This is a genomic window from Formosa sp. A9 (genome assembly GCF_051200825.1).
Taxonomy (GTDB): domain Bacteria; phylum Bacteroidota; class Bacteroidia; order Flavobacteriales; family Flavobacteriaceae; genus Formosa.
On the sequence record NZ_CP195158.1, the window covers coordinates 3,086,030 to 3,098,283 of the forward strand.

Consider the following 12,254-nt stretch of genomic DNA (forward strand, 5'->3'; position numbering starts at 1 on the left):
AATGAATCCACTTTCTGACAGAATTACCAGCTTGCCTTCATCGGCCACTTTGGCCATGGCAGCTAAAGCACGCGAACTTAAAACTCAAGGTATAGACATTATTGGACTTAGCTTAGGAGAACCAGACTTTAACACTCCAGATTACATTAAAGACGCGGCAATCCAAGCTATTAACGACAACTTCAACTCTTACTCTCCTGTAGATGGTTACGTCGAGTTAAAAGAGGCTATCATTACAAAGTTTAAGCGCGACAATAATTTAACATATACACCTTCGCAAATTGTAGTATCTACCGGTGCAAAACAATCTATTGCAAACGTAGCTCAAGTTTTATTAAACCCTGGCGACGAAGTATTATTACCTGCGCCTTACTGGGTAAGTTATTCTGCTATTGCAACGCTATGCGAAGCAACATACAAAGAAATACCATCAACTATAGAGAACGATTTCAAAATCACTCCAGAGCAATTAGAAGCTGCCATTACTCCAAAAACAAAAATGGTATTTTTTAACTCGCCTAATAACCCTAGTGGTACGATTTACAGCGAAAGCGAATACCGTGCCCTTGCCGAAGTTTTAGAAAAGCATCCTAATATTTTTATCCTTTCAGATGAAATTTACGAGCACATAAACTACGGCGCTAAAAACTTCAGTTTTGCAGCTATACCTAGCATGTACGACCGCACCATAACTGTTAATGGAGTTGCTAAAGCTTTTGCTATGACAGGTTGGAGAATTGGTTATATTGGAGCTCCAGATTGGATTGCTAAAGCCTGTACAAAAATGCAAGGGCAAATCACTTCTGGAACTAATTGTATTGCACAACAAGCTACAATTACAGCCTTAAACGAATCGCCAGAGCGTATCCAGTTTATGGTTGATGAATTTAAAGTACGCCGCGATTTAATTCTAGACTTATTAAATGATATAGACGGTATTAAAACAAATGTTCCTGAAGGTGCATTTTATGTTTTCCCTAACGTATCGTACTATTTTGGAAAAACTTTAAGAGGCAAAACCATCAATAACGCGACAGATTTTTCTTTATATTTATTAGAAGAAGCACACGTTGCAACAGTTACTGGTGAAGCTTTTGGAAATTCGGATTGTATTCGTATTTCTTACGCCGCGTCTCAAGAGCAAATTATTGAAGCTTTAAAGCGTATTAAAAGCGCCCTTACTGCATAAAATTACAAAAAAGATTATAGTGAAGAGAGAAGATACTGTTTTTCAGTTTCTTCTCTTTTTTTTTATAAGTAGTAATAAAATACACTAACGAGCAGTATTAAAAACAGACTTAAAGCAACAATTTGCTTAATGTTTACGCGTCTGTTTTCTTCCTTCAAACGTGTTCTTAAGCGTTTCAAAACAACCGGACTCGCATTCTTAGTTTTAAAAATAACAGGACCACGTTTTTCAAAGCTTCCCATACTATCTTTTAAAGATTTGCGCTTAGACAACAAATTCCTGTTGTTCTTTAAAGAAGTAATCATAGCTTGAGCAGCACCACCAAAACCCATATTCTTAAATATTAAATTGTATCGTTATACTAATTAGTATGATGCAATGCTAGAATGTTACAAGCAATAAATTCTCAAAAAATTATCTGTTACGCCAGAAGAAAGGCGTCATTAAAATAAAAACAGTAAAAAGCTCTAATCTACCTAGAAGCATTAAAAAACTACACCACCATTTACCCACCGCTGGTAAAGCGGCATAATTGGTAACCGGACCAAAATTACCTAAAGCCGGCCCTACGTTACCCAAACTTGAAGCCGATAACCCCACAGCCGATTCAAAATTAATACCGAGCATAGAAAAAATTAAAGCCCCTATAATAAAGGATAACATGTATAAAATGAAAAAAGCAAGTACGTTAAATACAATGTCCCCTGTAACCGCTTTTTTATTATAACGCACAGGTAAAACAGCATTCGGATGTAACGAACGCTTAAACTCCATAAACCCATTTTTAATCATGATAAGATGACGCACCACCTTAACACCTCCTGAAGTACTTCCTGCCGACCCTCCCAGAAACATCAATCCAAAGAAAAACACCACCAAAAAATGAGTCCAAAGTGTATAATCGGCAGAGACAAATCCGGTGGTTGTAATAATAGACAATACCTGAAACAACCCATGACGTATGGCACTTTCGGCCTGCCCCCAAACCATCGGATGTTCTATAGTAGACAAAGCCAAATCCGCTCTAAAATAAATGATTCCTGAAACGATTGCTGTAAAAATGCAAATGAACCAGCAATACAGTTTAAACTCTTCGTCTTGAAATACTTTTTGAATTCTTCCTTTAAAAGCAAAATAACTCAATACAAAATTTGCCCCAGCCAAAAACATGAACAGGATAATGATATATTGAATAATAGGTTGATGGTTCCAGTACGCCACACTAGCATTTTTTGTTGAAAACCCACCTGTAGACAAAGTCGCCAAAGCATGGTTTATAGCATCGAAAAAAGACATGCCTGCCAACCATAAAAACAAAGTTTCGGCCACTGTATACCCGAAATAAATAAGCCATAATCGTTTTGCCGTATCGGTAATTCTAGGATGTAGTTTATCGGCGCTCGGACCTGGAGCTTCGGCGGCAAACAACTGCATACCTCCTATGCCCAATAACGGCAGTATAGCTATTGCCAATACAATAATTCCCATACCACCAATCCAATGGGTTAAACTTCTCCAAAACAACACGCCTTCGGGCATGGCTTCAATATCGTGTAAAATAGAAGCTCCTGTTGTAGTATAACCAGACATGGTTTCGAAAAAAGAATCTGTAAAACTAGGAATACTATCGGTTAGCACATAAGGCAAAGTCCCCGACAGCGACATAACAATCCACCCAAAAGTTACAACAATATAACCTTCGCGTTTATTCATTTCCTTTTTATGATCTTTGGCAGTTAACATGACTATAGTCCCCACCATTATTGGAATCATCCCGGAGAAGAACAGCTTAATGGTTACGCCGTCTTTATATAATAAACTGATTAAGGCAGAGAGCAACATAAAACCACCATTAAACAATAATAGCGATCCTAAAAAATAAAAAATGATTTTATAGTTAAGTTTCATGCGCTATAGAAATAGTTTTTCTACTTGCTTGATAGATTGTGGCAAACAACAGACCACTACACGATCGCCTTCGGATATTTTAAAATCGCCAAGTGCTATGATGCCTTTACCATTACGGATAATACCGCCTATAATAGCCGACCGCGGAAAATCGATATCTTTAATAACCCGATCGCAGATTAAGGATTTCGACTTCACTTTAAATTCTAATAACTCGGCATGCATGTTGTTTAATTTGGTCATGGCTACAACATCGCCTTTTCGTATATATCTAAATATATTATTGGCTGCCAATAGTTTTTTATTAATTAATGTATCGATACCAATAGATTGCGACAGCTCGAAATAATCCATGTTTTCTACAAGGGCAATGGTTTTCCGAACGTTTTTAGATTTTGCAACCAAACAAGACATGATGTTGGTTTCGGAATTTCCGGTTACAGCAATAAAAGCATCCATATCGCTTAAATATTCTTCCTCCAAAACATCTACATTACGTCCGTCTCCATTAATCACTAAAACGTTAGGCAATTCGTCGGCTATATCGAAAGCACGATCTTTATTTTTTTCTATCAGCTTAACGCGTATAGAACTACTGCTTAAATCTCTTGCCGCTTTATAGCCAATCTTACTTCCGCCAAGAATCATTACGTTCTTAACTTCGGTATTCATCTTTCCTGTTAACTTACACAATTCTTCGGCACCTCCTTCCGAGGCAATAAAAACCACATTATCGCCAGCTTTAAACACAGTATCGCCACGCGGAATGATAGTAAATTGCGTTCCAGAACGCTGAATAGCTATGGGTACAAAATGAATTTCCGGAAAAATTTGAGCAGCTTCCTTTACCGTCTTCCCGACAAAAGTTACCGTTTTCGGCATATTTAAACCCACCATGGTTAAGGCGCCTTCTTCGAACTCGTAACTATCGTTAAAAGCCGATTGATCTAACAATAATTTAATTTCGGATGCAGCTAAAGCTTCAGGCGAAATGAGCTCGTCTATCCCAAATTTGGTAAAACCAACTTCTTCTTGATGATGAATAAACTCGGTATTAGATATTCTGGCAATGGTTTTTTTGGCTCCTAACTGTTTTGCCAACACGCAAACCGTAATATTTGTAGTTTCGGAAGCGGTAACAGCAATTACCAAATCACTTTGCGACACTCGTGCTTCCTTTAAAATAGAAATAGATGTCGAATCGCCTTTAATCACTTTTATATCTAAATGCGTATCGGCATACATTAAACTTTCTTTATTAATGTCTATTAAGGTAATTTCCTGCGATTCGTAAGATAATAATTTAGCCAAATGGAATCCAACCTCACCAGCGCCAGCTATAATAATTTTCATGCGTGAATATTCGTAAAAAAGTATAACAAAGATACAGTAATTTATAGATTTAGCTACTTTTACAATTAATATAATTATTTGTTTTCAAGTTTCTTAATACATACCGAAAAACTTATATTTGCTGAAAATTCTGATTTGACAAAAGTAAATCCCTATAAAGACAGCGACTTAGGAAAAAAGGAGCAAGTCACTAAAATGTTCGACACTATTTCAGGCAATTACGACGATTTAAATCGTGTGATTTCGTTTGGAATTGATATTAAATGGCGAAAAAAAGTAGTAAGCCTTGTTAAAAGCACTAATCCTAAAACCATATTGGATATCGCAACGGGTACAGGTGACTTAGCTATTAATTTAGCCGAAACCAATGCCGAAAAAATTATAGGCTTAGACATTAGCAGCGGTATGCTGGAAGTTGGAAAAGAAAAAGTAAAAGCCAAAAACCTAGACCATAAAATAGAAATGGTTTTAGGCGACTCCGAGCACATTCCGTTCCCAGACAATGCCTTCGATGCCATTACGGTGGCCTTTGGTGTTAGAAATTTTGAAACCTTAGAAAAAGGCTTGGCCGAAATTTTACGCGTGCTTAAACCAAATGGCATTTTTGTAATTTTAGAAACATCGGTGCCTACCAAAACACCGTACAAACAAGGCTACAATTTGTACACAAAAAACATTTTACCATTAATTGGCAAACTGTTTTCTAAAGACAAAACGGCTTACAAATATTTAAGCGAATCGGCGGCTGTTTTTCCTCACGGGCAGGCGTTAAACAATATTTTAGAAAAAATTGGGTTTATTAATGTTGAAGATTTTCCGCAAACACTTGGAGTCGCGACTATTTACACATCATCTAAAAAATAATATGAAAAAACCATTTGTCATCTTATTATTAATCCTGGCCTCGCATACGGCTTCTGCCCAACTATTCAGTAAAGAAAAAATTCTGAATAACGAAAATTTTGATAAAGACAGATTTAGTTGGGGGTATTTTCTCGGGTTTAACCATTACGGTGCTAAATTCGATTATAAAGAAAAACTTACCGATGCAAATGGAAGAGATGTTACAGATATACAGGTAAAAACAAAACCAGGTTTTAGTGTTGGGCTATTAGGAAACCTTAGAATTAACGATTATGTAGATTTACGTTTCGAACCCGGACTATACATTACCAACCGGGAGCTTATGTACCCAGAAGAATATTTTGCAGACAGAGCATATACCGACGCCGATTTAATAAGAGAGGTAAAATCTACCTATGTGCATTTTCCGTTACTCGTAAAGTTTTCAACCAAACGATTAAATAATTTTAAGCCTTTTGTGGTTGGCGGTATTTCTACCTCGCTAAACTTAAACAGTAATCAGAACAACCCGAACGACAATAACAACGGGCAATTTAGAATGACTAAAAGCTCCTATTATTACGAAGTTGGTTTTGGGGTAGACTTTTATTTATACTATTTTAAATTTACACCATCCATCCGCGGTGTATTTGCCATAAATGACGAGTTAATAAGAGATAACGAAGCCAACGGCCCAAGCCCTTGGACCGACAATATAGAAAGCATGAAATCTAGAGGAGTGTTTATCAATTTCACTTTTCAATAAATTCGCCGCTTAAATTCACTCAACAAAATAGAGGTAGCTGTAGCTACGTTTAAACTCTCGGTTGCTTGCAAGGCTCCAAATCTAGGTATGGCTAGTTTTTGGGTTACTAAATCTGCTATAGTTTTAGAAACTCCATTAGCCTCGTTGCCCATAACCAAAATACCAGAATCTGGAAGCGGAGATTTATACACATTTTCACCATCCATAAAAGCACCATATATAGGCAATGCCGTATTTGCTAAAAACTGTTCCAAATCTAAATACGTTATGTTAACACGTGTTACAGACCCCATAGTAGCTTGTATTACTTTAGGGTTAAAACAATCTACCGTACCCAAATTACATATTAAGTCTTGCACCCCAAACCAATCGCATAACCGTATAATGGTGCCCAAATTCCCAGGATCTCTAACATTGTCTAAAGCAACACAAAGTTTAGTAGTTTGTATGGGCTGTACTTCTGGCATTTCAAAAACCGCTAGAGCTTTATTGGGTGTCGTTAAAAAACTAATGCGTTTTAAATCGGCTTCAGAAACAACAACCTGGTGTTCTAAAGGCAAATCGAATGCTGCTGTTGTAAACAACTTATGGAGTTTAAACGAAGACTGCAAAAGTTCGTCTATCCCTTTTTCGCCTTCTACAACAAACAATTTAGTGTCTTGTCTATACTTTTTTTGCTTTAACTTTGCAATTAATTTTATTTGATTTTTTGATAACATTCAAATAATGTATTTTTGATTTTATAAGTACCTTTAGTCGTTTTGTTTAAAACAATTTACAAACTTAAAACAAGGCTTTAAACTTTTCTAATTTCTTTTTTATTCTTGAAACACAGGTTCCCAAAAATAGTGTTATTTATTGTAATAACAGGTTTAATTACCGCTTGTAATTCTATTAAACGCGTGGGAGAAGACAAACACCTCTTGGTAAAAAACACCATTTATGTAGACAGTGTAAAAAATAAATCTGAAACGATAGAAAATCTCTTATATCAAGAACCAAACAAAACGCTACTGGGCTTACCCATTAGATTATACATTTACAATTTAGCCAGACCCAATATAGACTCTATTGTTAATGCACAAATAAACCGAAGCGAAAAACACAGAAAACGCTTAGAACGTTTCCTATCTAAAAAACAATTACACCAATTTGTAGAAGCCAGAAAAGGTTTTAACTCTTGGCTTAAAACAACTGGAGAAGCCCCGGTTACCATTAACGAACTGCGCAGCAAAAAATCGGTCACAAGACTAGAGGATTATTACACTAACAACGGTTATTTTGATGTAGAAGCCCGTTACGACACCATTATTACTGGCACCAAAAAAGCTGAAGTAAATTACCATGTAAACCTTGGCACGCCTTTTATAATAGACAGTTTAACCACGCAAATTATGTCTCCAATTGTAGACTCGCTATACCATCAATTTAAAAGACGGTCTTTTATAAAATCTGGCGAACGCTATACGACCGATAATTTTGAAGCCGAACGCGACAGGATTACAAGTAATTTAAGAAACCATGGTGTCTACCAATTTAGTCAGGACTATGTTATTTTTCAAGTCGATACGATTAACACCAATAAAAAAATGAATGTTGAAGTTCAAATAAAGAACTTCAACCAACGCAATCAAGATTCAGTGCGCAGAGAACCTTTTAAAATTTTTACAATTAAAGATGTTAATATTTACACCGATGCCTCGAACGAAAACAGAAACGATCAATTACAAGACTCTATAACCTACAAAGGCTACAATTTGTATAGCACCAGTAAAATGACTTACAGACCTAAAGCACTTACCGATGCTGTTTTTATTTCGCCAGGATCTATTTTTAGAGATATAGACCGTACCAGAACCTACAAACATTTAAGCGAATTGAGAACGTTTAAATATCCAGATATTAAATATGTTGAAAACCCCGACACTACGCTTACTGCCAACATATATTTAACGCCCTTAAAAAAATTCAATTTAGGATTTAGCACCGAAGTATCCACGAGTAATATTCAGGTTATTGGATTTTCTGTTAACCCGAGTTTATTGGCCAGAAATATTTTTAAAGGTGCCGAAACTTTAGAATTATCGGGTTTTGCTTCAATAGGGTCGTCTAAAGATGCTAACCAAAACGAAGATCGTTTTTTCGACATCAACGAAGTTGGAGCCGATTTAAAACTTACCATCCCCAGATTGTTTTTCCCTTTTAATACCGATAGTTTAATCCCAAAACACATGTCGCCTACAACCAAAATGGGACTCTCGGTAGCGAGTCAAAAAAATATTGGTTTAGACAAAAGATCGTTTACAGGGGCATTAAACTACAATTGGAAACCGTCCCGACGTGTTACCCAATCGCTAGAACTTTTTAGTGCGCAATACGTAAGAAATTTAAATCCAGACAATTACTTTAACGTTTACAGTACATCATACAACACTTTAAATGATATCGCGCACGATAGTGGCTATTTACCAAGAAATGAAGACTTAGAAATACCAGAAGGCACCAACGAGTTTATAAATGAAGTATTGGGTCCGAATCCACCTAGAGGCATTTCCGACGATGATATCCAAACCGTAAATAATATTGATGAACGCCAAGTTAGGTTAACCGAAAACAACCTGATTGTATCGAGTGCCTTCACCTATATTCGGGACAGCCGTAGAGATGTTTCCGATGAAGATTTTTACATTTTTAGAGGCCGCATAGAATCGGCTGGAAATTTATTAGCATTAGGCTCGTCGCTATCTAATCAGAGCAAAAACAGCGATGGACGCTACGAACTATTTAATGTAGCCTATTCGCAATACATTAAAACCGAATTGGATTTCACCAAGCACTGGGATTTGGGCCACAAAAACATATTAGCCGTTCGCAGTTTTTTTGGCATTGCGATTCCGTATGGCAACTCGCCTAACATTCCGTTCTCTAAAAGTTTTTTTGCAGGAGGTGCCAACGATAACCGTGCTTGGTCGGCCTACGACTTAGGCCCTGGAAGCTCTCAAAACAAAGACGATTTTAACGAAGCTAACTTAAAAATTGCCCTTAATATTGAACACCGCTTTAACGTTTACGAAGATTTATACGGAGCTTTATTTGTAGACATGGGTAACATCTGGAATGTTTTTGATAATGTGCAAGACCCAGGCGCCACCTTCGAAAGTATCGAATCGTTAAAAGACATTGCCATTGGCTCTGGATTTGGATTACGTTACGATTTTAGTTTTTTAGTCTTCAGATTCGATATCGGATTTAAAACTTACGATCCGTCTTACTCTAACGACGAACGTTGGTTAAACGATTTTAATTTCGGAAATGCCGTTTATAACGTAGGTATCAACTATCCGTTCTAATCAAAAAAAACACCCATAATTTATAACGATTTCGTCAATTTCAGCGGTTTTATCACCCAATACCTGCAAAAAAATACTTAAAAAAGTATTACTTTTGAGGAAATCAAACTTAAACATTAAACAAAATAATTATGGGACATAACATTAAACCTGGTGTTGCAACTGGTAAAGAAGTTCAAAACATTTTTAAATATGCAAAAGAGAAAGGATTTGCTCTTCCTGCTGTAAACGTAATTGGCTCGAACACCATTAACGGTGTTTTAGAAACCGCAAGAGATTTAAATGCGCCCGTAATTATACAGTTTTCTAATGGCGGTGCGGTATTTAACGCAGGAAAAGGACTAAGTAACGACGGACAAAAAGCGGCCATCGCTGGAGCAACTGCTGGTGCCAAACACGTTCATTTAATGGCCGAAGCGTATGGTGTTCCTGTAATTTTACACACAGACCATTGCGCCAAAAAATTATTGCCTTGGATAGATGGTTTATTAGATGCCAGCGAAAAACATTTTGCAGAAACAGGAAAACCATTATTCAGCTCGCACATGATCGATTTAAGCGAGGAGCCTATAAAAGAAAACATCGAAATCTGTAAACAATACCTAGAGCGCATGAGCAAAATGGGTATGACCTTAGAGATAGAACTAGGTATTACCGGTGGTGAAGAAGATGGTGTAGATAACAGCGATGTCGATGAATCTAAATTATACACCCAACCAGAAGAAGTTGCTTATGCTTACGAAGAGTTAAGTAAAGTAAGCGATCAGTTTACTATTGCAGCTGCTTTTGGTAACGTACACGGGGTTTACAAGCCTGGTAACGTAAAATTAACTCCAAAAATTCTTAAAAATTCTCAAGAATATATTTCAGAAAAATATGGTGTAGGTCATAATCACATCGATTTTGTATTCCATGGCGGATCTGGTTCTTCTGTAGAAGAAATTAGAGAAGGTATCAGTTACGGTGTAATTAAAATGAATATAGACACCGACATGCAATTTGCCTTCATGAGCGGAATTCGTGATTATATGAACGATAAAGCCGATTATTTAAAAACGCAAATTGGTAGCCCAGAAGGTCCTGAAGCTCCAAATAAAAAATATTACGACCCTCGAGTTTGGTTAAGAAAAGGCGAAGAAACATTTGTTTCTAGACTAAAAAAGGCATTTGAAGATTTAAATAATGTAAATACATTGTAAAATAAATCTTAGCGTTTTGCTAAAATTAAAAACAAAATTTTAATTTTGACCCCTGCAACCTAATGGTATTACATAAAGATTATGGTTTAAACACCTTGTCTTCAAACACGTAATACCTTACTTGTAAAAAATTAACTAACGTAAATGTACCGTTTTACGCTACATTTACGTTAGTTTATAAACGCTAAACAAAACATTTTAAGCTTCCCCGATAGCTTAAAAGCTAAAAATAAAATCAATATGTCTTGGTTTAAACGAAAAACAAAAGGAATAACAACCACAACCCAAGAAAAAAAAGATACTCCTAAAGGGTTATGGTACAAGTCTCCAACAGGCAAAATTGTAGATACCGAAGAGTTAGAAAAAAACTTTTACGTAAGTCCTGAAGATGGCTATCACGTAAGAATTGGCAGCAAAGAATATTTCGAAATTCTTTTCGATGACAACAAGTTTAAAGAATTAGACCAGAACTTAGAGTCTAAAGACCCGCTTAAATTTGTAGACACAAAAAAATACCCAGACCGTTTAAAAGCCGCACAAGAAAAAACAAAACTAAAAGATGCTGTTAGAACAGCCGTTGGCAAATCTAAAGGTAAAGACTTAGTTATTGCGTGTATGGATTTTGCCTTTATTGGTGGATCTATGGGAAGTGTAGTCGGCGAAAAAATAGCACGTGCAGCAGACTATGCATTAAAAAAGAAAATGCCATTAATGATTATCTCTAAATCTGGAGGCGCCCGTATGATGGAAGCCGCTTTGTCATTAATGCAATTAGCCAAAACATCGGTTAAACTAGCCCAACTAGCAGATGCTGGCATACCTTACATCTCGTTATGTACAGACCCAACAACAGGAGGAACAACAGCTTCTTTTGCCATGTTAGGCGATATTAACATTAGCGAACCGGGAGCTTTAATTGGTTTTGCTGGCCCACGAATTGTTAGAGATACTACAGGAAAAGAATTACCAGAAGGGTTTCAAACCGCCGAATTTTTATTAGAACACGGATTCTTAGACTTTATAACCCAACGTAAAGATTTAAAAAATAAGGTAAACTTATACATCGATTTAATTACCAATCAACCCATTCGTGCGTAATAATTAAACAATAATCCTTTACGCGCTCGCAATATGAGGATTGCTAATAAAACTAAATGACTTCATTTTTATGTGAGAAATATAAAAGATTGACAATTTAAGCATTAAATCATATTATATTCATATATTTGCCGCTTGAAAGAAAATCTTTCATGTACATAAAAATCATTTAAATAATATTGGAATGTATTTAACAAAAGAATCAAAAGAAGAAATCTTCGCAAAACACGGTAAAGGAAAGAACGATACAGGTTCTGCTGAAGGTCAAATCGCGTTATTCACGCACAGAATTAATCACTTAACAGAACACTTAAAAAACAATCGTAAAGATTACAACACAGAGCGTTCGTTAGTAAAATTAGTAGGTAAGCGTAGAGCGCTACTAGATTACTTAACTAAAAAGGATATCTTAAGATACCGTGCTATCGTTAAGGAATTAGGATTAAGAAAATAACAAAAGAGAGGCTTTATGCCTCTTTTTTTCATTTATAACTCGAGTTCGAACGAGCATAACCATCGACAATTGAAGAAGCTTTTACAGTTTTTCA

General features: G+C 36.2%; 11 protein-coding genes. 7 read left to right on the plus strand and 4 right to left on the minus strand.

All coding sequences use genetic code 11. From position 1 onward, the window contains the following. Window position 1: 1 nt before the first annotated feature. Entirely contained in the window at window positions 2-1,189 is a 1,188-nt protein-coding gene (locus ACR9EA_RS13555) for a pyridoxal phosphate-dependent aminotransferase (protein ID WP_435134100.1), read from the plus strand. 62 nt (window positions 1,190-1,251) lie between these two features. On the opposite strand, the gene ACR9EA_RS13560 is transcribed toward ACR9EA_RS13555, so the two are convergent. From ACR9EA_RS13560 to trkA, 3 genes are all read right to left on the minus strand, one after another. Beyond that, a complete protein-coding gene (locus ACR9EA_RS13560; RefSeq protein WP_435134102.1) occupies window positions 1,252-1,494 on the minus strand; it encodes a hypothetical protein in 243 nt (80 codons plus the stop codon). A gap of 109 nt (window positions 1,495-1,603) precedes the next feature. Further along, the gene (locus ACR9EA_RS13565; RefSeq protein ID WP_435134105.1) at window positions 1,604-3,097 is read right to left on the minus strand and encodes a TrkH family potassium uptake protein; all 1,494 of its coding nucleotides are present in this window, start codon (window positions 3,095-3,097) and stop codon (window positions 1,604-1,606) included. Window positions 3,098-3,100: 3 nt separating this feature from the next. Further along, complete coding sequence (trkA, locus tag ACR9EA_RS13570; RefSeq protein ID WP_435134107.1) at window positions 3,101-4,450, minus strand: Trk system potassium transporter TrkA; 1,350 nt, start codon at window positions 4,448-4,450, stop codon at window positions 3,101-3,103. A gap of 135 nt (window positions 4,451-4,585) precedes the next feature. On the opposite strand from trkA, the gene ubiE reads away from it, so the two are divergent. Together ubiE and ACR9EA_RS13580 are read left to right on the plus strand one after the other, a co-directional pair. Next, window positions 4,586-5,314: a bifunctional demethylmenaquinone methyltransferase/2-methoxy-6-polyprenyl-1,4-benzoquinol methylase UbiE gene (ubiE, locus tag ACR9EA_RS13575; RefSeq protein ID WP_435134109.1), complete on the plus strand. Its 729-nt coding sequence runs from the start codon at window positions 4,586-4,588 to the stop codon at window positions 5,312-5,314. 1 nt (window position 5,315) lies between these two features. Further along, window positions 5,316-6,059 carry a porin family protein gene (locus tag ACR9EA_RS13580; RefSeq protein WP_435134111.1) on the plus strand — a complete coding sequence of 248 codons (744 nt, stop codon included), beginning with the start codon at window positions 5,316-5,318 and terminating at the stop codon, window positions 6,057-6,059. Here ACR9EA_RS13580 and ACR9EA_RS13585 read toward each other — a convergent pair. Next, window positions 6,053-6,778 carry a TrmH family RNA methyltransferase gene (locus tag ACR9EA_RS13585; protein ID WP_435134114.1) on the minus strand — a complete coding sequence of 242 codons (726 nt, stop codon included), beginning with the start codon at window positions 6,776-6,778 and terminating at the stop codon, window positions 6,053-6,055. The two genes, ACR9EA_RS13580 and ACR9EA_RS13585, sit on opposite strands and share 7 nt — an antisense overlap. A gap of 129 nt (window positions 6,779-6,907) precedes the next feature. On the opposite strand from ACR9EA_RS13585, the gene ACR9EA_RS13590 reads away from it, so the two are divergent. The 4 genes from ACR9EA_RS13590 to rpsO all read left to right on the plus strand — a co-directional run bounded on the left by ACR9EA_RS13590 (window position 6,908) and on the right by rpsO (window position 12,160). Beyond that, window positions 6,908-9,409, plus strand: coding sequence for a BamA/TamA family outer membrane protein (locus ACR9EA_RS13590; RefSeq protein WP_435134116.1), 2,502 nt, complete (start codon window positions 6,908-6,910; stop codon window positions 9,407-9,409). A 131-nt stretch (window positions 9,410-9,540) separates the two neighbouring features. After that, window positions 9,541-10,608 carry a class II fructose-bisphosphate aldolase gene (gene fbaA / locus ACR9EA_RS13595; RefSeq protein WP_435134119.1) on the plus strand — a complete coding sequence of 356 codons (1,068 nt, stop codon included), beginning with the start codon at window positions 9,541-9,543 and terminating at the stop codon, window positions 10,606-10,608. Window positions 10,609-10,848: 240 nt separating this feature from the next. Then, complete coding sequence (gene accD, locus ACR9EA_RS13600) at window positions 10,849-11,706, plus strand: acetyl-CoA carboxylase, carboxyltransferase subunit beta (protein WP_435134122.1); 858 nt, start codon at window positions 10,849-10,851, stop codon at window positions 11,704-11,706. A gap of 184 nt (window positions 11,707-11,890) precedes the next feature. Beyond that, window positions 11,891-12,160 (plus strand): 30S ribosomal protein S15, encoded by a 270-nt coding sequence (gene rpsO, locus ACR9EA_RS13605; protein WP_435134125.1) that lies wholly within the window; start codon window positions 11,891-11,893, stop codon window positions 12,158-12,160. Window positions 12,161-12,254: the final 94 nt, after the last annotated feature.

What these genes read in the sequence shown, in the direction of transcription:
- trkA (WP_435134107.1), bottom strand. Translation starts at nt 4,450, where the DNA reads ATGAAAATTATTATAGCTGGCGCTGGTGAGGTTGGATTCCATTTGGCT.
- accD (WP_435134122.1), top strand. Translation starts at nt 10,849, where the DNA reads ATGTCTTGGTTTAAACGAAAAACAAAAGGAATAACAACCACAACCCAA.
- fbaA (WP_435134119.1), top strand. Translation starts at nt 9,541, where the DNA reads ATGGGACATAACATTAAACCTGGTGTTGCAACTGGTAAAGAAGTTCAA.
- rpsO (WP_435134125.1), top strand. Translation starts at nt 11,891, where the DNA reads ATGTATTTAACAAAAGAATCAAAAGAAGAAATCTTCGCAAAACACGGT.
- ACR9EA_RS13555 (WP_435134100.1), top strand. Translation starts at nt 2, where the DNA reads ATGAATCCACTTTCTGACAGAATTACCAGCTTGCCTTCATCGGCCACT.
- ACR9EA_RS13565 (WP_435134105.1), bottom strand. Translation starts at nt 3,097, where the DNA reads ATGAAACTTAACTATAAAATCATTTTTTATTTTTTAGGATCGCTATTA.
- ACR9EA_RS13580 (WP_435134111.1), top strand. Translation starts at nt 5,316, where the DNA reads ATGAAAAAACCATTTGTCATCTTATTATTAATCCTGGCCTCGCATACG.
- ACR9EA_RS13560 (WP_435134102.1), bottom strand. Translation starts at nt 1,494, where the DNA reads ATGATTACTTCTTTAAAGAACAACAGGAATTTGTTGTCTAAGCGCAAA.
- ACR9EA_RS13585 (WP_435134114.1), bottom strand. Translation starts at nt 6,778, where the DNA reads ATGTTATCAAAAAATCAAATAAAATTAATTGCAAAGTTAAAGCAAAAA.